Origin of the sequence: Arthrobacter sp. NPDC057259 (assembly GCF_042668995.1) — a bacterium.
GTDB lineage: Bacteria > Actinomycetota > Actinomycetes > Actinomycetales > Micrococcaceae > Arthrobacter.
The window spans coordinates 296755-314104 of the sequence record NZ_JBHUYA010000001.1 but is presented as its reverse complement, the minus strand read 5'-3'; the positions used below and the strand labels follow the sequence as shown (position 1 = coordinate 314104).

Sequence of the window (17350 nt, the reverse complement as noted above, 5' to 3'; positions counted from 1 at the left end):
TGGCCGCTCCGGTCCGGAACATCCGATCAGCCCTTGCGGATGACCTTGAAGTTGGACGCCTGCGCGACCGGCCGGATGATGATCTGGTCCAGGTTCACGTGGTGCGGGGCGGTCACCGCGTAGCGGACCACGTCGGCGACGTCGTCGGCCGTCAGCGGCTTCTCGACCCCGGCGTAGACCTTGTCCGCGGCGCCCTTGTCCCCGAGGCGGTTGAGCGAGAACTCCTCCGTCTGCACCATGCCCGGGGCCACCTCGATCACACGGAGGTTGTGTTCGGCTTCCTCCAGGCGGAGCGCCCCGGTGAGGGCGTGCTGGCCGAACTTGGCCGCGTTATACCCTCCCCCGCCTTCATAGGCGGAAAGCCCGGCGGTGGAGGTGAGGTTCAGGACGGTGCCTTCCCCGCAGGCCCGCAGCATCGGCAGGAAGGCGCGGGTCAGCTTGAGGGTGCCGAGGACGTTGACCTCGTACATCCACTGCCAGTCCTCGGTCTTGCCGTCGGCAATCTTGTCCGCCCCGCGGGCTCCGCCGGCAACGTTGATGAGGGTGTCAATACCGCCTTCGCGGGTGACCTCCTCGACCAGGCGGGCGACGGCGTCGTCGTCGGTCACGTCCGCGGCCAGCGCGACGGCGCCGGTTTCCGCCGCGAGGGCGTCCAGGCGGTCGGCCCGGCGGGCGACGGCGAACACGGTCCACCCTTCCTGGCGGAGCGCACGGACCGTGGCCTGCCCGATTCCGGTGCTGGCGCCGGTGACGACGGCCGCTTTGGCTGCTGCTGTGTTGGTGGTTCCCTCAGTCATGGCACCACCCTAATCGGAATCGGGCGGCGGTTAGCGGCCACCGCGCTGGAGGAATTCCAACAGCACCCGGGCGTGGTTGGTTTCCACGTCCCTTGCCCCGAAAAGCAGGGTCACGCGGGCGTGCTCGGTCCCGATCCGGCGCAGGGTTTCCACCGCCGGGTTGTCCGCAAGCTCCGCCTCGTAGGCGGACCGGAAGTCCTCGAAGCGCTCCTGCATGTGCGCGAACTCGGTGCGCAGCGGCCCGGACGGGGCCACCTCCTTGAGCCACAGGTCCAGCTGGGCCCGCTCCTTGCTGACGCCACGCGGCCAGAGCCGGTCCACCAGGACCCGGTAGCCGTCGGCGTCGCCGGGCGGGTCATAGATCCGTTTGATCGCGAAATTCGCCGAATTTTCCTCCATAGTCCCGCACGTTATTGCAGCGGGATCCCGAAATCGCGAAACGCGGTGAAAACTAAAGCGAAAAGAACTGCAAGAATTGACCCATGGCTGAAGACACGCAGGGTACAGACACGCCCACCACCGCCCCCACCAACGTTCCGGACAAGCCCGCCCTCGAGGGCCTGGAGGCATCGCTCACCCGGCGCTGGCTTGACGAAGGAACCTACAAGTTCAACCCGGACACCACCCGGGAGCAGGTCTACTCGATCGACACTCCCCCGCCCACCGCGTCGGGTTCGCTGCACGTCGGACACATGTTCTCCTACACGCAGACCGACGTCCTGGCCCGCTACCAGCGGATGACCGGCAAGAACGTCTTCTACCCGATGGGCTGGGACGACAACGGCCTGCCCACCGAGCGCCGCGTGCAGAACTACTACGGTGTGCGCTGCGATCCGGCCATCCCCTACGATGCCAACTACCGGCCCCCGGCCGAGCCGGCCAAGAACCAGCGCGACTTCGACGTCGTCTCGCGCCGGAACTTCATCGAACTCTGCGAGGAACTCGCCGTCGAGGACGAGAAGGTCTTCGAGAACCTCTTCCAGACCCTGGGTCTCTCCGTTGACTGGGACCTGACCTACCGGACCATCGACGACAAGTCCCGCGCCATCTCCCAGCGCGCGTTCCTGGCCAACCTGGCCGCCGGCGACGCGTACATGGCCGAGGCCCCCACCCTGTGGGACGTCACCTTCCGCACCGCGGTGGCCCAGGCCGAACTGGAGGACCGCGAGGTCGCCGGCGCCTACTACCGCTACCCGTTCTTCACCGAATCCGGCGAGAAGATCTACATCGAGACCACCCGCCCCGAGTTGCTGGCCGCCTGCGCCGCGCTGGTGGCGAACCCCGACGACGAGAGCTACCAGCCGCTCTTCGGCACCAAGGTCACCTCCCCAATCTTCGGCGTCGAGGTGGAGGTCAAGGCCCACCCGCTGGCCAAGGCGGACAAGGGCTCGGGCATCGCGATGGTCTGCACCTTCGGTGACCTCACCGACGTCACCTGGTGGCGTGAGCTGCAGCTGCCCACCCGCGCGATCGTGGGCCGCGACGGCCGCATCGTCGGCGAGACCCCGGACTGGATCACCACTGCGGAGGGCCGCGAGGCCTTCGCCGCGATCGCCGGCAAGACCGTCTTCAGCGCCAAGGAGGGCGTGGTGGAGTTGCTGGCCGCCGCGGACCTGCTGGACGGCGAACCGAAGAAGATTATGCACCCGGTCAACTTCTTCGAAAAGGGCGACAAGCCCCTTGAGGTCGTTACCTCCCGCCAGTGGTACATCCGCAACGGCGGCCGCGACGAGGACCGCCGCGAACGCCTGATCGGCCGCGGCAAGGAGATCGACTTCCACCCCGCGTTCATGCGCTCCCGGTACGAGAACTGGATCACCGGCCTGAACGGCGACTGGCTGGTCTCCCGCCAGCGCTTCTTCGGCGTGCCGGTGCCGGTCTGGTACCCGCTGGACGCCGACGGCAACCCCGACTACGACACGCCGATCCTGCCGGCCGACGGCCAGCTCCCGGTGGACCCCGCCGCGGACGCAGCCCCCGGCTACGAGGAAGCCCAGCGCGACGTCCCGGGCGGCTTCACCGGCGACGCCGACGTCCTGGACACCTGGGCCACGTCGTCGCTGACCCCGCAGATCGTGGGCGGGTGGAGCACCGACGAGGCGCTCTTCTCGAAGGTCTTCCCGTTCGACGTGCGCCCGCAGGGCCACGACATCATCCGGACGTGGCTGTTCTCCTCCGCGGTCCGTGCCGACTCCCTGCAGGGCGTGGCGCCGTGGAAGCACGCTGCCATTTCCGGCTGGATCCTCGACCCGGACCGGAAGAAGATGTCCAAGTCCAAGGGCAACGTGATTGTTCCGACCGATGTGCTCAACGAGTACGGCTCGGACGCGGTCCGCTACTGGGCGGCCTCGGCCAAGCTCGGCGCGGACACCGCCTACGAGATCGCGCAGATGAAGATCGGCCGCCGCCTTGCGATCAAGCTGCTCAACGCCTCCAAGTTTGTCCTGAACCTCGGCGCCACCGAGGACTCGGTGCTCTCCGGGGACCTGTCCGTCCTGACGAACCCGTTGGACCGCGGCGTGCTTGCCCAGCTGGCCGACGTGGTGGCCCAGGCGACGAAGGCCTTCGAGGCCTACGACTACGCCCGTGCCCTGCAGATCACCGAGAGCTTCTTCTGGCACTTCACCGACGACTACGTGGAACTGATCAAGGACCGCGCCTACGGTGCCGCCGGGGAGGAGCAGCAGGCCTCCGTGCTGGCCGCTCTCGCCACCAGCCTGGACACCCTGCTGCGGCTCTTCGCCCCGTTCCTGCCCTTCGCCACGGAGGAAGTCTGGAGCTGGTGGCGGAAGGACTCCGTGCACCGTGCGCAGTGGCCCGCCGCCGTGGAGGTCGACGGCGACACCACGCTGCTGTCCAGCGTCGGCGCGGCCCTGGGCGGCATCCGCAAGGCCAAGTCCGAGGCAAAGGTCAAGCAGCGCACCGAGGTGCTCTCCGCGGCCATCACCGGCTCGGAGTCCCTGGTCCAGCAGCTCCGTGCCGGACTGGGCGATCTGAAGGCCGCGGCGAACGCCCGTGAGCTGACGCTGATAGCCGGCGACGGCGAGCTGGCGGTCAGCGACGTCGTCCTGGCCCCGGCGGACGCTCCCGTGGAAGCGCCCACCCAGGCCTAGTCCCGCGACGCTTAACGACAAGGGCCCCCGCCCGGCTGATGCCGGACGGGGGCCCGTGTGGTTGCGGGAGGCGCTCAGGCCTCGAACGAGGTCTCAAAGTGCGTCAGCGTCGGCGGGGCGGCCAGCAGGGCGCCGAGGCCGCTGGCGCCCTCCTCGGTGGCGCGCCAGGCACGGTAGGCGGCGTCCTGTTCCATGGAGGCCCAGCGTTCGACGACGAGGACGTGCGTGGGATTCTCCCGCTCGACCAGGACATCGACGCCCAGGCAGCCGTCGAAGGCGCGGGTGTCGGCCAGCGTCTCGCGCAGGACGTCGGGGGCGGTGTCGAGGACTTCGGTCTTCAGGGTCAGGTCCAGATGTGCGGTGATAGCCAATGTCGCTCCAATGGTCGCGGGACATCCCGGGGGATGCTGTCATAGGGGCCAACCTCATCAGCGCGGCGCTTGTTCCCCGCCGTCGTCTCCCCCGGCATTCTCCTCCCGGCTCCGCCGCTCGGCCTCGCCGATGGCCCAGGCCGCATTTACCAGCCCGATGTGGCTGAAGGCCTGCGGAAAGTTGCCCAGCAGTTCCTGGCCGTCCGGGGCTACCTCCTCAGCCATCAGCCCCAGGTCGGTGGCGAAGCCAGCGGCGCGCTCGAAGACCTCCCGGGCGCGCTCGGTCCGGCCGGCGAGGGCCAGTGCGTGGGCCAGCCAAAAGGTGCAGAGCAGGAATGCGCCCTCCCCGCCGGGCAGGCCGTCGTCGGCGAGGTAGCGGTAGACCAGCCCGCGGGAATCGGTGAGGCGTTGCTCCACGGCCTCCACGGTCGCAAGGAACCGCGGGTCCGTCCCCTCCAGGAACCCCACGATGCCCAGCATCAGTGCGGAGGCGTCCAGTTCGGCGGCGCCGTAGGACTGCGTGTACGCACCGGCCGCCTCATTCCAGCCGTGGGTGCAGATCGATTCCCTGATCTCCTCCCGGGCCGCCGTCCAGCCGGGCAACCGGTCCGTGGCCCGCAGCAGGGCGGCCAGGCCGATGGCGCGGTCCACGGCCACCCAGCACATCAGCTTCGAGTACAGGAAGTGCCGTGGCTCGCCCCGGACTTCCCAGATGCCTTGGTCCGGGCCCCGCCACCGGGCCGCGGCGACGTCGGCGGCGTCGGCCAGGAACCGCAAGGTCTCCGGTGCCAGCTCCGCGACGGAATCCCGCATCGTGGCGGCCGCGTCCAGCAGCTCTCCGTAGACGTCCAGTTGCCGCTGGTCCCAGGCGCCGTTGCCCACCCGGACGGGTGCGCTGCCACGCCAGCCGGGCAGGTGGCTGAGCTCCCGTTCCGGAAGTTCCCGTTCGCCGCCGATGCCGTACATGATGTGGAGGTCTTCCCCGGCTGCCAGCTGCCGGGCGGCGGCCGTCGCCAGGAACTGGAAGAACGTACCGGCCTCGTCCGGGCAGGCGGCCACCCACAGCGCCTGGAGCGTCATGCTGGCGTCCCGCACCCAGGTGTAGCGGTAGTCCCAGTTCCGGGTGCCCCCGGCGACCTCCGGCAGCGAGGTGGTGGGCGCCGCCACGATCGCTCCCGACGGATAGTAGCTCAGCGCCTGCAGCACCCTCCCGCTGCCTGCCACCAGGTCCTGCCAGGGCCCGCTGTAGTTCTGGTGGATACCGGACCAGCTGGTCCAGCCTTCGAGGGTGTCCGCGAGCCTGCGGTGCATCTCCGCCTGGTCCCAGAACACGGGGTCCTCGCCGCCGCCATGCGGGCGGTGCAGGGCGAATGCCACCTTCTCGCCGGCCCGCAGCCGGAACGTGGCGGACGCCGTCCCGCCGTCGGGCTCCAGCGCCACCGGGGAGGACAGCGTGAGCGCCTCGCCGCCCGCGGTGATCAGCAGGCCGCCGGGGACTCTCCGCAGGACAGGTTCGAGGAGGCCATAGCCGGGGCGCGGCGCGCACTCGACCTCCACGTGGACGCTCCCCCGCGTGCAGGCCAGACTCCGGAGCAGGGTGCCGGGCGAGCCGTCTCCAAGGTCGTGGCCACGGCGGCCGCTGCCCAGGACCAGGGCGTCGGTGACGGTCAGGTCTCCGTCATCGGTCCGGTGCCGGGTCTCCAGGACCATCGACGGTCCAAGGTACCGCCGGGAACTCCCGCGCGCGCCCGCGGCACGCACCGACCAGTGACCGGCAGACTCACCGAGAATCCGGCCGAAGACGGAGGGGCTGTCAAAGCGCGGAAAACAGAGCCAGTCCACGGAGCCGGCGGCACTGACCAGGGCGGCGGACCGGCAGTCGGACAGCAACGCGTAATCGGCGATGGGCTGGTTGCTCATGTCCCGGTCTGTCCTCCGGTGAGGCGGGAGTTTTTAAAGTGTTTTTTGGGCAAAGGGGAAGCCCCATCAGCTTTTTGCGGTTGGTGGGGCTTCGACTTTTTCGATCACCACGTGACGTCTTAGGCAATCTGGCGGGATCCTTGGAATTTCAGGTCTTCCTACCTCGCCACTGGTAGCCATCATCTGACTGTGCCGAAGGCTGCGTCGGATGAGTGTCACTGAATCTTTGGTTCCTGCGTCCCTCCCCTTGCGGAGTGGGTAATAACCATTGTTCTCCCGTCCCCGGGGATGCACAAGGGCGCCGCGGGAACTACAGCGTGGTAGTTCCCGCGGCGCCCTGTGGTCCCGCTGTGGCGGGTCCGGTGCCTAGTCGAAGACGGGGGTTTCGGTGCGGCTGCGCTTGAGCTCGAAGAAGTACGGGTAGGATGCCAGGCCCACGGAGGCGTCCCAGAGCTTGCCGGCGTCCTCGCCGCGGGGAATGCGGGTCAGGACCGGGCCGAAGAACGCGGTGCCGTTGATGGCCACCACCGGGGTGCCGACGTCCTGGCCCACCAGGGAGATGCCGGACTCGTGGCTGGCGCGGAGTTCGGCGTCGAACTCGTCGCTGTCGCCGGCCGCGGCGAGCTCCGCCGGGAGGCCGACCTCGGACAGGGACTTCGCGATGACCTCGGCGATGTCCTTGTTGCCCTCGTTGTGGATCTTGGTCCCCATGGCGTCGTAGAGCGGCTTGATGTACTGCTCGCCGTGTTTCTGCGCCGCGGCCACGATCACCCGGACCGGGGCCCATGCCTTGGTCAGGAATTCCTTGTACTCGGCGGGCAGTTCGTCCCGGCCCTCGTTCAGGACGGCGAGGCTCATGACGTGCCACTCGGTCGAGATGCTCCGGACGGTTTCCACCTCGGAAATCCAGCGGGAGGTGACCCAGGCAAAGGGGCACATCGGGTCGAACCAGAAGTCGGCCTTGTTCGTGGCGGTGTTCTCAGGCACGTGAATTCTCCTTGTTGGGAAGCTGACAGGCGTCTCAGGGCACAGCGGAGAGCGGCGCGGATTTATTCCGGGTTCCTGCCGTTCCGAGAAGGAATCAGGCGGACTTACGGCGCTTCACGTCGTGCGGAATCATCGTGGGTTCGGCCTTCTTCGCCACGACGTCCTCGGTGATCACCACGGTGGCGACGTCGTCGCGGCTGGGCAGGTCGAACATCACCGGCAGGAGGACTTCCTCCATGATGGCGCGCAGGCCGCGGGCGCCGGTGCCGCGTTCCAGTGCCTGGTCCGCAATCATGTCCAGCGCCTCGTCCTCGAAGACCAGTTCCACGCCGTCGAGCTGGAACATCTTCTGGTACTGCTTGACCAAGGCGTTCTTGGGCGTGGACAGGATCTGGATCAGGGCGGGGCGGTCCAGGTTGGAGACCGTGGTGATGACCGGGAGGCGGCCGATGAATTCGGGGATCAGGCCGAACTTCAGGAGGTCCTCCGGCATGACCTCACCGTAGGAGTCGGCGTTGTCCTTGACCTCGTTCAGCGGGGCGCCGAAGCCGATGCCCTTCCGGCCGGACCGGGACCCGATGATCTCCTCGAGGCCGGCGAAGGCGCCGGCGACGATGAAGAGCACGTTGGTGGTGTCGATCTGGATGAATTCCTGGTGCGGGTGCTTGCGGCCGCCCTGCGGGGGGACGGACGCCACCGTGCCCTCGAGGATCTTCAGCAACGCCTGCTGGACGCCCTCGCCGGAGACGTCCCGGGTGATGGAGGGGTTCTCGCTCTTGCGCGAGATCTTGTCGATCTCGTCGATGTAGATGATGCCCTGTTCGGCCTTCTTGACGTCGTAGTCCGCGGCCTGGATCAGCTTGAGCAGGATGTTCTCGACGTCTTCACCGACGTAGCCAGCCTCGGTCAGAGCCGTGGCGTCGGCGACGGCGAACGGGACGTTCAGGCGCCGGGCCAGGGTCTGGGCCAGGTAGGTCTTGCCGCAGCCGGTGGGGCCGATCAGCAGGATGTTGGACTTGGCGATCTCCACGTCGTCGTGGTGGCCGCCTTCGGCCAGCGCTCCGCTCTTGGGCGCGTGGCCGGCCTGGATGCGCTTGTAGTGGTTGTAGACCGCGACGGCGAGGGAACGCTTGGCGGGTTCCTGGCCGATGACGTATTCCTGCAGGAAGTCGAAGATTTCCCGGGGCTTGGGCAGTTCAAAGCTGCCCAGGTCGGCGACTTCGGCGAGTTCTTCTTCGATGATCTCGTTGCAGAGTTCGATGCACTCGTCGCAGATGTAGACGCCGGGCCCGGCAATGAGCTTGCGGACCTGCTTCTGGCTCTTTCCGCAGAACGAGCACTTCAGCAGATCGGTGCTCTCGCCAATCCGAGCCATATGTGAACCCCTTTGTATCTTGCTGCCGGCCGGGTCATGCCTCCGTGCAGCGTGGCACCCATTTTGAAACACCGCCAGCCCCGAACGGGACGGCCGTGACATAGTCCACTCTAGGTCACTTTGGGCCTGTTGGGTGGAAAGAAGACGCCGGTTCACCCCGTTTCCACGGGCCGAACCGGCGTCGTCTACTGCTGTGAAGCTGCCAAGGCTACTTGGTCAGCGCCTGCGGCTTGATCTTGCGCGAGTCGAGGACCTGGTCGATCAGGCCGTAGCTCATGGCCTCGGCGGCCGTGAGGATCTTGTCGCGCTCGATGTCGTTGTTGACCTGCTCGGAGGTCCGGCCCGAGTGCTTGGCCAGGGTGTCCTCCAGCCAGGAGCGCATCCGCATGACCTCGGCGGCCTGAATTTCCAGGTCGGAGGCCTGTCCGCCCTGGCCCCCGGAGAGTGCCGGCTGGTGGATCAGGACGCGGGCGTTCGGCAGTGCCAGGCGCTTGCCCGGCGTCCCGGCGGCCAGCAGCACGGCGGCGGCGCTGGCTGCCTGGCCGAGGCAGACCGTCTGGATCTCCGGGCGGATGTACTGCATGGTGTCGTAGATCGCCGTCATGGCGGTGAAGGAGCCGCCCGGGGAGTTGATGTAGAGGGTGATGTCCCGGTCCGGGTCCGTCGACTCGAGGACCAGCAGCTGGGCCATGATGTCGTCGGCCGAGGCGTCGTCCACCTGGACGCCGAGGAAGATGATGCGGTCCTCGAAGAGCTTGGTGTACGGGTCCTGGCGCTTGAAGCCGTAGGGGGTGCGCTCCTCAAACTGCGGCAGCACGTAGCGGCTGCTGGGCAGGTTTCCGGCAGTCGATCCGAAGTTGTAGTTCATGTTCATTGCTCCTGGAGTCGGTTCTGTCTGCGTGCCGGTTACTTGCCGCTGTCGGCGTTGGTTCCGCCGCCGCCGGCCACGGACCCGGCGTGGGCCGCGATCTTGTCGAAGAAGCCGTATTCGAGGGCCTCGGTCGCCGTGAACCACTTGTCACGGTCGTTGTCCTTGAGGATGGTCTCCACGGTCTGGCCGGTCTGTTCGGCCGTCAGTTCGGCCATGACCTTCTTCATGTGCAGGATCAGCTCGGCCTGGATCTTGATGTCCGAGGCGGTGCCGCCGATGCCGCCGGAGGGCTGGTGCATCAGGATGCGGGCGTTCGGGGTGGCGTAGCGCTTGCCCTTGGTGCCGGAGCTGAGCAGGAACTGGCCCATCGAGGCGGCGAGGCCGGTGGCCACGGTGACGACGTCGTTCGGGATGAACTGCATGGTGTCGTAGATGGCCATGCCGGCGGTGACGGAGCCGCCGGGAGAGTTGATGTAAAGGTAGATGTCCTTTTCGGGGTTCTCCGCCGAGAGGAGGAGCAGCTGGGAGCAGATCGCGTTGGCGTTCTCGTCGCGGACCTCGGAGCCGAGCCAGATGATGCGCTCTTTCAGCAGGCGGTTGTAAATGTAGTTATCCTGGGCCGCGGGATCGACGGTAGCCATCCGGGGTGCCCCTGCTTGCTGTGACATGTGTACTTACCTCTCGCTGGCGACGGTGGTGCCGTGGGGTGGCTCCACTGAACTTTCCTACATGGACACTAACCGTTTTCCCTGCCGCATTGTGCCGGCGTGGCGGGCTGTTCGCTGACGGCGCACGATTGGGCCGCCGGGTTCGTCTGCGGCTTAAAAAGCCGCACCCCCGGATCGGTGATCCGGGGGTGCGGGCACTGCTCAGGGTGCCGGGCGGGCTAGAACTTCACTGCCGCCGGGTCGTCGTTCTTGGGAGCCTCGGTGGCTTCCTCGGAGGACGCTTCCTCGGCCGGAGCTTCCTCGAAGGAGGACTCTTCGCCGCCGGGACGGACGAACTCGCTCAGGTCAACCTTGTTGCCCTCGGAGTCGGTGACCTCGGCCTGGCCCAGCACGACGGCCAGGGCCTTGCGGCGGCGGACCTCGGAGACCATCATCGGGACCTGGCCGCTCTGATCGATGATCTGGGCGAACTGGTTCGGGTCCATGCCGTACTGGCTGGCGGTGGTGACGATGTAGTCGATCAGCTCGTTCTGAGTGACGTTGACTTCTTCCTTTTCAGCGATGGCGTCAAGGATGATCTCGTTCTGGAAGGCACGCTCGGTGTTGGCCTTGACCTCGGCGCGGTGCTCCTCGGTGTCGTGCTCGCCTTCACCGTGGTTGTTCTCGGCGCTGAAGTGCTGCTCGAGCTGCTCTTCGACGACGGACTCGGGAACCGGGACCTCGATCATTTCGACGAGCTTGTCCAGGACCTTGTCGCGGGCTTCGACGCCCTGCTCGACGGTCTTGGAGTCGGCGGCCTGCTTGGCGAGGTCCTCGCGGAGCTCGGCCAGGGTGTCGAACTCGGAGGCCAGCTGGGCGAAATCGTCGTTGGCCTCGGGGAGCTCGCGCTCCTTGACGGCCTTCACGACAACCTTGACCTGGGCGGCTTCGCCGGCGTGGTCGCCGCCCACCAGGGTGGTGTCGAAGATGGCATCCTCGTCGGCGCTGAGGCCGGTGACAGCCTCGTCCAGGCCCTCGAGCATGGTGCCGGCGCCAACCTGGTAGGACAGGCCGGAGGCGGAATCAACCTCGGAGCCCTCGATGCTGGCGGTGATGTCGATGGTCAGGAAGTCGCCGTCGGCGGCCGGGCGGTCAACGCTCTTCAGCGTGCCGAAGCGGCCGCGCAGCTCGTCCAGGGCCTTGTCGACGTCGGCCTCGGAGGACTCGGCGGCGGCAACCTCGACCTTGATGCCGGCGTAGTCCGGCAGCTCGATCTCGGGACGGATGTCAACCTCGGCGTGGAACTTCAGCTCACCGTCGGTGGCGGACGGGTCCGGCACCTCGGTGATCTCGACCTCGGGACGGCTCAGCGGGCGGATACCGGTCTCCTGGACGGCGGCCTGGTACCAGCCGTTGAGGCCCTCGTTGATGGCGGTTTCCAGGACGTAGCCGCGGCCGACGCGCTGGTCGATCAGCTTGGAAGGGACCTTGCCCTTACGGAAGCCGGGTACCTGAATCTGGGAAGCAACGCTCTTGTACGCCTCGGCGATGCTGGGCTGCAGTTCCTCAAACGGGACCTCAACATTGAGCTTGACCCGCGTAGGGGTGAGGTTCTCGACGGCGCTCTTCACAGTCTAAGTACTCCTGGTTTTGGGGGATTGTGGGTCTGCAACGCCGATGACCGGCAGTTGCTGCAGAGTCGGGGTGACAGGATTTGAACCTGCGACTTCCTGCTCCCAAAGCAGGCGCTCTAGCCAAGCTGAGCTACACCCCGTAAGTGCACAGAACAGTCTAAGGTCATCGTGTGGCCATTTGCACATTTGACACTGCGGGGCTGCATTGGGTTTAGTTGTATCCGGCTTGAACAGCCGACCGGAAGTTTTGCTGGATTTCCAGCATAGTCCCGGGGACGTAGCTTAATGGTAAAGCCTCAGTCTTCCAAACTGATTACGCGGGTTCGATTCCCGTCGTCCCCTCTCAAAAAAACACAGAAGGGCCCCTCCAGCGGAGGGGCCCTTCGTGCTTTCTGCGGGCCCTGCGTCACGGTTTTAGCCTTGCTGGCAGACCGTGCACCAGTACAGCTTGCGGGCCGAGTGTTCCACGAGCGAGACGGGGGTACCGCAGACCCGGCAGTCCTGGCCCTGCCGCCGGTAGACGAAGTGCGCCTCCTCCGGGGCGGGAAGGGCCGCTGCCTCTCCTTCGGAGGACTCTCCCCCGCCGCTCCAGTACCGGGGTCCGGTGGTGATGATCCGGCCGTCGCGCACGCCGTCGGCCATGATGGCGGCCGTGTCGTCCCAGAGCAGCCCGGCGTCCCCGGCCGGGAGGCCGGTTCCGGGCAGCCAGGGGTCCAGGCGCTGCCGGAACAGCAGCTCGGCGCGGTAGACGTTCCCGACGCCGGCAATCACCTTCTGGTCCATGAGCAGGGTGGCCAGCGGGGTCTTCCGCCGGCCCAGCGTGGCGACAAAGGCCTCCCTGTCCCCCGGCAGGTTCCGCAGCGGATCCGGGCCCAGCCGGGCCATCACGGCGTCGGTTTCTGCTTCGGTGAGGGTCTCGCAGGTGGTCGCCCCGCGCAGGTCCGCCCAGCCGTGGCTGCCGGCGAGCCGGACGCGGACGGCGCCCACCGGGGCGGGCGGGCCGGCGTAGGCGGCGTCGTCATTCACCGCGTCGGTGCCGGCGTCGCGGTCCTCCCGCTCCCCGACCCTGCGCGGCGCGCCGATGCTGGAGGCGCCCCGGAAGGTGCTGTCGCCGCCGAAGTTCCAGGCGCCGTAGAGGCCCAGGTGGACGTGCAGGGACAGCCCGTGCTCGAAGCGGAGGAACAGGTGTTTGCCGTGCGCGGTCGATCCGGTGAGGACGTGCCCGTCCAGCAGGGCGGCGCCGCCGGCGAAGCGTCCCTGCGGACTAGAGACGGCCAGCCGCGCGCCCGTGAAGACGTCCGCGAACTGGCGGGCGAGCCGGTGGATCGAGTGGCCCTCGGGCACTACTCGACGACCTCGCCGGTGGCCTCGTAGCGCGCGATCTTGCCGATGCGGCGGACGTGGCGCTCGTCGTGGCTGAACGGCTCGGTCAGGAACGCCTCGATGATTTCGGTGGCCTCGTCGACGCTGTGCTGCCGGCCGCCGACGGCGACGACGTTGGCGTCGTTGTGCTCGCGGGCCAGCCTCGCGGTGGGCAGGCTCCACGCCAGGGCCGCGCGGACGCCCTTGACCTTGTTGGCGGCGATCTGCTCGCCGTTGCCGGAACCGCCCAGGACAATCCCCAGGGCGTGGACGCCGGCGTCCTGGTCCGCCACGACGGCCAGGGCGGCGTTGATGCAGAAGGACGGGTAGTCATCGAGCGCGTCGTAGACCTTCGGTCCGTGGTCCACCACCTCGTAGCCCTTTGCGCTGAGGTGCTCCACCAGGTGGGCGCTGAGCTCCATGCCGGCGTGGTCGGTAGCGATGTGGACGCGCGGGAGGTCCTGGGCGGTGGTCACAGTCGGATCCATTCTGTGGTCGCCGGAGGGCATCCGGCGTGGTGATCGGGGTGGCTCCAGCCTACTAGGGACGGGGCGGCGCACCGTCGCCGCGGGCCCGGGAAGCCACGCGGGTCAGGGTCTGCGCGACGTTGTCCGCCGAGGCGGGGCCGCCGGCGCTGACCGTCACGGTGCCGCCGTCCAGGCGCCGAACCACGACGGCGGGCCCGTTGGCCACCAGCATGCTGGAGTCCCGGCCGTGGCGGCGGAAGCCCCAGCCGCCACGCTCCGCCGCGCGCACCAGCTCCGGGGCGGCCGAGCCGATCTCGGCGGCGGGGACCGTCAGCACGGGCAGCAGCCCGGCGGCGAGGACCCGGAGCCCGGCCCGGTCCACCTTGACCCGGGCGAAGAGGAACAGGGTTGCCGCGAGCGCCGCGGCCGTCAGAACGGCCGCGAGCCAGGGCAGGGCCACGCTGAGCAGCGCTGCCGGGAACAGCGTGGAGATTCCGAGCATCACGAAGATCGAGCTGCGGGCGTGGACCCAGAGGCGAACGTCGTCCCTGGCCAGGTCCGGGTCGCGGATGTGTTCGAGCGCCGCGCGGGCGGCGCGTTCGTCGTCGACGGACCAGCGCTCGTCGGCCTTGAACACGAAGCCCATCACCACGCCCAGGCCCAGGGCGGCGCCGCTGCCCATCGCCAGGATGGTGACGTCAACGTGCGAGGCGCGGGCGTCGGACAGACCGATCTGCCCGACCAGGACCGCGGCCAGCACGGCGGTGACGAACAGGCTAAGGCCCAGCCCGGCGCCCATCATGATCCGGCGCATCACGGCCGGCCGGGTCAACGGGGCGGCTTGGAGCAGCACCGCCCAGCCCGTCAGGACGATCATGGCGGCGCCCACGCCCACCACGGCGGCGAAGGGGGCGAAGTTTTCGGCGCCGTCCGCGGACCACCGGACGGCCAGCGGCTCGGGCAGCCGGGACCGGATCAGGAACGCGCACACCGTGAAGGCGGCGGCCAGCACCAGGGGAAAGCCGATGGCGAAGCGCACGGCCCTGGTGTCGACGGAGTTCCGGAAGGTTCCCATGCCGTCAACGCTACCCCCGTCCGCGCCACCGGCGGCTGGGCTGTGACGGGGGCAACTTGCCAAGGCCGCAAGGCGTGAAAGAATAACTTCACGCCTATCCCCATCTCCCGTTCCCGCATTCCTGGAGGCCCCCTTGCCCGGTATGAACCTCACACGCGCCGAAGCCCGCGAGCGCGCCGCCCTGATCGCCGTCGACTCCTACGACGTGACCCTGGACCTGACCCGGGGCGACACCGTCTTCGGCTCCACCACCCGCGTGCGCTTCACCGCGGCGCCGGGATCCTCCACGTTCATCGACGCGGTCACCCGGACCGTGCACAGCGTGACCCTCAACGGCCGCGAACTGGACCCGGCCGAGGTCTCGGACGGCATCCGCATCCAGCTCCCGGACCTGGCCGCGAAGAACGAACTCGTGGTGGTCGCGGACGCCCCCTACATGAACACCGGCGAGGGCCTGCACCGCTTCGTGGACCCGGTCGACGGCGAGGTCTACCTCTACACCCAGTTCGAGGTCCCCGACTCCCGCCGGATGTTCGCCGTCTTCGAACAGCCGGACCTCAAGGCCACGTTCACGTTCACCGTCACCGCGCCGTCGCACTGGGACGTGGTGTCCAACTCCCCCACCCCGGCACCGTCCGAGACCAGCCCGGGCGAGGACGGCGGCGCGCGCTCGGTCTGGGCCTTCGCGCCGACCCCGCGGCTGTCCTCCTATGTCACCGCGCTGATCGCCGGCCCGTACCAGAGCGTCCGCAGCGAGGTGGTCTCCGCCACGGGCAAGGTCACCCCGCTGGGCGTCTTCGCCCGCAAATCCCTCATGCAGTACCTGGACGCGGACAACATCTTCGAACTGACCCGCCAGGGCTTCGAGTTCTTCGAGGCGCAGTTCGGCTGCCCCTACCCGTTCGAGAAGTACGACCAGCTCTTCGTGCCCGAGTTCAACGCCGGCGCTATGGAGAACGCCGGGGCGGTGACCATCCTGGAGGGCTACGTCTTCCGCAGCAAGGTCACCGGGGCACAGGTGGAGCGGCGCGCCATCACCGTCCTGCACGAACTGGCCCACATGTGGTTCGGCGACCTGGTGACGATGCGCTGGTGGAATGACCTCTGGCTGAATGAGTCCTTCGCCGAATACATGTCCCACCTCGCCGCCGTCGAAAACACCAAGTTCGACGCCGCGTGGACCACCTTCGCCTCGGTGGAGAAATCCTGGGCCTACCGCCAGGACCAGCTGCCCACCACGCACCCGATCTTCGCGGAGATCAACGACCTGCAGGACGTCGAGGTCAACTTCGACGGCATCACCTACGCCAAGGGAGCCTCCGTGCTGCGGCAACTGGTGGCCTGGGTGGGTCCGGAGGAGTTCATGGCCGGCGTCCGCGAGTACTTCCGCAAGCACTCGTGGAAGAACACCGAGCTGGCGGACCTGATGGTGGAGCTGGAGCAGGCCAGCGGCCGCGACCTGGACCAGTGGGGCAAGCTCTGGCTGGAGACCGCCGGCGTGAACACCCTGAAGCCGGAGCTGTCCGTCGGCGAGGATGGGACCATCACCTCCTTCGCGATCCTGCAGTCCGCCACCGAAGCGCAGCCGACCATCCGCCCGCACCGGCTGGCCGTGGGCTTCTACAACCTCGACGGCGCCGGCAAGCTGGAGCGCGTGCACCGCGAGGAGCTCGACGTCGACGGCGCACGCACCGAGGTCCCGGCCCTGGCCGGCCTGGCGCGGCCGGACCTGATCCTGCTCAACGACGACGACCTCGCCTACGCGAAGGTCCGGCTCGATCCGCAGTCGTGGGCCACCGCCACGGCTCACCTGAAGGACTTCGGCCGCAGCCTGCCGCGGACCCTGGTCTGGGGCTCGGCCTGGGACGCGGCGCGCGACGGCGAGACCCCGGCGCGCGGCTACGTGGAGCTGATCCTGGCCAACATCGCGGAGGAGACGGACTCCTCGGTGATCCTGGTGCAGCTGCGCCAGCTGGCCACCACGCTGAACTTCTACGTCGCCGCCGAGCACAAGGACGCCACGGCGGCCGCCGCCGCGGACCGGCTCTGGGACCTCGCCTCCCGCGTGGCCGCCGGTTCCGACGCCCAGCTGCAGTTCGTGAAGTCCTACGCTCTGCTGGCCCGCACGGGCGCGCAGTTCGACACGGTCGCCGGGCTGCTGGACGGCTCCCGTGAGCTGCAGGGCCTCACCGTGGACCAGGACCTGCGCTGGGAACTGATCACCTCCCTCGTGGTGGGCGGCCGGGCCGGCAAGGCGGAGATCGACGCCGAACTCGAGCACGACAACACCGCCACCGGCCAGAACGCGGCCGCCCAGGCCACGGCCGCCATCCCCACCCCGGAGGCCAAGGCCGCCGCCTGGGAGTCGATCGTGGTGACGGGCGAGCTGTCCAACGCGCTGCAGGGGTCCGCCGTCGCCGGCTTCACCCGGGTGTTGGACACCGCCCTGCTCGAGCCCTACGCGGAGAAGTACTTCGAGGCCGTTCCCGGGATCGTGCGGGACCGCACCCACGCCCTGGCCCAGCAGATCGTCGTGGGGCTCTACCCGGCGCAGCTGACCACCCAGGCCACCGTGGACCGCACGGACGAGTTCCTCGCCGCCCTGCCGGCGGACAGCGCCGCGCTGCGCCGGATGATGCTGGAGAACCGCGACGGCGTGGCCCGCGCCCTGCGCGCCCGCGCCGCGGACGTCGGCTAGGCAGGAAGCCCCACCCCGCCCAACTAGCTCGCA

14 protein-coding genes and 2 tRNA genes are annotated in these 17350 nt (G+C 68.3%); 3 read left to right on the top strand and 13 right to left on the bottom strand.

Going from position 1 to position 17350, the window contains the following annotated elements:
- Positions 1–26 precede the first annotated feature (26 nt).
- Both ACFUCU_RS01485 and ACFUCU_RS01480 read right to left on the bottom strand, forming a co-directional pair.
- A complete protein-coding gene (locus tag ACFUCU_RS01485) occupies positions 27–797 on the bottom strand; it encodes an SDR family oxidoreductase (RefSeq protein ID WP_377970201.1) in 771 nt (256 codons plus the stop codon).
- 30 nt (positions 798–827) lie between these two features.
- Positions 828–1196, bottom strand: a complete 369-nt coding sequence (locus tag ACFUCU_RS01480; protein ID WP_377970199.1) for a DUF488 domain-containing protein — start codon at positions 1194–1196, stop codon at positions 828–830.
- An 83-nt stretch (positions 1197–1279) separates the two neighbouring features.
- On the opposite strand from ACFUCU_RS01480, the gene valS reads away from it, so the two are divergent.
- The gene (gene valS, locus ACFUCU_RS01475; RefSeq protein WP_377970198.1) at positions 1280–3910 is read left to right on the top strand and encodes a valine--tRNA ligase; all 2631 of its coding nucleotides are present in this window, start codon (positions 1280–1282) and stop codon (positions 3908–3910) included.
- Positions 3911–3984: 74 nt separating this feature from the next.
- Here valS and ACFUCU_RS01470 read toward each other — a convergent pair whose 3' ends face one another.
- From ACFUCU_RS01470 to ACFUCU_RS01435, 8 genes are all read right to left on the bottom strand, one after another.
- Positions 3985–4281: an antibiotic biosynthesis monooxygenase family protein gene (locus ACFUCU_RS01470; RefSeq protein ID WP_364135176.1), complete on the bottom strand. Its 297-nt coding sequence runs from the start codon at positions 4279–4281 to the stop codon at positions 3985–3987.
- Positions 4282–4338: 57 nt separating this feature from the next.
- Positions 4339–6201 carry a glycoside hydrolase family 15 protein gene (locus ACFUCU_RS01465; RefSeq protein WP_377970196.1) on the bottom strand — a complete coding sequence of 621 codons (1863 nt, stop codon included), beginning with the start codon at positions 6199–6201 and terminating at the stop codon, positions 4339–4341.
- Positions 6202–6567: 366 nt separating this feature from the next.
- On the bottom strand, positions 6568–7188 hold the full coding sequence (locus ACFUCU_RS01460) for a DsbA family protein (protein WP_377970194.1): 621 nt from the start codon (positions 7186–7188) through the stop codon (positions 6568–6570).
- Positions 7189–7282: 94 nt separating this feature from the next.
- Positions 7283–8563 (bottom strand): ATP-dependent Clp protease ATP-binding subunit ClpX, encoded by a 1281-nt coding sequence (gene clpX / locus ACFUCU_RS01455; protein WP_290257608.1) that lies wholly within the window; start codon positions 8561–8563, stop codon positions 7283–7285.
- 208 nt (positions 8564–8771) lie between these two features.
- Positions 8772–9431 (bottom strand): ATP-dependent Clp protease proteolytic subunit, encoded by a 660-nt coding sequence (locus tag ACFUCU_RS01450; RefSeq protein ID WP_056738346.1) that lies wholly within the window; start codon positions 9429–9431, stop codon positions 8772–8774.
- A 38-nt stretch (positions 9432–9469) separates the two neighbouring features.
- Positions 9470–10075 (bottom strand): ATP-dependent Clp protease proteolytic subunit, encoded by a 606-nt coding sequence (locus tag ACFUCU_RS01445; protein ID WP_290257881.1) that lies wholly within the window; start codon positions 10073–10075, stop codon positions 9470–9472.
- Between the two features lie 245 nt (positions 10076–10320).
- Positions 10321–11712 (bottom strand): trigger factor, encoded by a 1392-nt coding sequence (gene tig, locus ACFUCU_RS01440; RefSeq protein WP_377970192.1) that lies wholly within the window; start codon positions 11710–11712, stop codon positions 10321–10323.
- 68 nt (positions 11713–11780) lie between these two features.
- Positions 11781–11855, bottom strand: a tRNA-Pro gene (locus ACFUCU_RS01435).
- A gap of 131 nt (positions 11856–11986) precedes the next feature.
- Here ACFUCU_RS01435 and ACFUCU_RS01430 point away from each other — a divergent pair.
- A tRNA-Gly gene (locus ACFUCU_RS01430) sits at positions 11987–12057 on the top strand.
- A 72-nt stretch (positions 12058–12129) separates the two neighbouring features.
- Here the strand turns inward: ACFUCU_RS01430 and ACFUCU_RS01425 are convergent.
- The 3 genes from ACFUCU_RS01425 to ACFUCU_RS01415 all read right to left on the bottom strand — a co-directional run bounded on the left by ACFUCU_RS01425 (position 12130) and on the right by ACFUCU_RS01415 (position 14619).
- Positions 12130–13059: an Fpg/Nei family DNA glycosylase gene (locus tag ACFUCU_RS01425; RefSeq protein ID WP_377970190.1), complete on the bottom strand. Its 930-nt coding sequence runs from the start codon at positions 13057–13059 to the stop codon at positions 12130–12132.
- The gene (locus ACFUCU_RS01420; protein WP_377970188.1) at positions 13059–13553 is read right to left on the bottom strand and encodes a ribose-5-phosphate isomerase; all 495 of its coding nucleotides are present in this window, start codon (positions 13551–13553) and stop codon (positions 13059–13061) included. The genes ACFUCU_RS01425 and ACFUCU_RS01420 overlap by 1 nt, the downstream gene beginning before the upstream one ends.
- 64 nt (positions 13554–13617) lie before the next feature.
- The gene (locus tag ACFUCU_RS01415; protein ID WP_377970186.1) at positions 13618–14619 is read right to left on the bottom strand and encodes a hypothetical protein; all 1002 of its coding nucleotides are present in this window, start codon (positions 14617–14619) and stop codon (positions 13618–13620) included.
- A gap of 142 nt (positions 14620–14761) precedes the next feature.
- Between ACFUCU_RS01415 and pepN the strand changes: the two genes are divergently transcribed.
- Positions 14762–17317 (top strand): aminopeptidase N, encoded by a 2556-nt coding sequence (gene pepN, locus ACFUCU_RS01410; protein ID WP_377970185.1) that lies wholly within the window; start codon positions 14762–14764, stop codon positions 17315–17317.
- The last annotated feature ends 33 nt before the right edge of the window (positions 17318–17350 follow it).

Coding starts and splice junctions, on each gene's coding strand:
- ACFUCU_RS01485 (WP_377970201.1), bottom strand. CDS start 797: ATGACTGAGGGAACCACCAACACAGCAGCAGCCAAAGCGGCCGTCGTC.
- ACFUCU_RS01480 (WP_377970199.1), bottom strand. CDS start 1,196: ATGGAGGAAAATTCGGCGAATTTCGCGATCAAACGGATCTATGACCCG.
- valS (WP_377970198.1), top strand. CDS start 1,280: ATGGCTGAAGACACGCAGGGTACAGACACGCCCACCACCGCCCCCACC.
- ACFUCU_RS01465 (WP_377970196.1), bottom strand. CDS start 6,201: ATGAGCAACCAGCCCATCGCCGATTACGCGTTGCTGTCCGACTGCCGG.
- clpX (WP_290257608.1), bottom strand. CDS start 8,563: ATGGCTCGGATTGGCGAGAGCACCGATCTGCTGAAGTGCTCGTTCTGC.
- ACFUCU_RS01450 (WP_056738346.1), bottom strand. CDS start 9,431: ATGAACTACAACTTCGGATCGACTGCCGGAAACCTGCCCAGCAGCCGC.
- ACFUCU_RS01445 (WP_290257881.1), bottom strand. CDS start 10,075: ATGGCTACCGTCGATCCCGCGGCCCAGGATAACTACATTTACAACCGC.
- ACFUCU_RS01415 (WP_377970186.1), bottom strand. CDS start 14,619: ATGGGAACCTTCCGGAACTCCGTCGACACCAGGGCCGTGCGCTTCGCC.
- pepN (WP_377970185.1), top strand. CDS start 14,762: ATGAACCTCACACGCGCCGAAGCCCGCGAGCGCGCCGCCCTGATCGCC.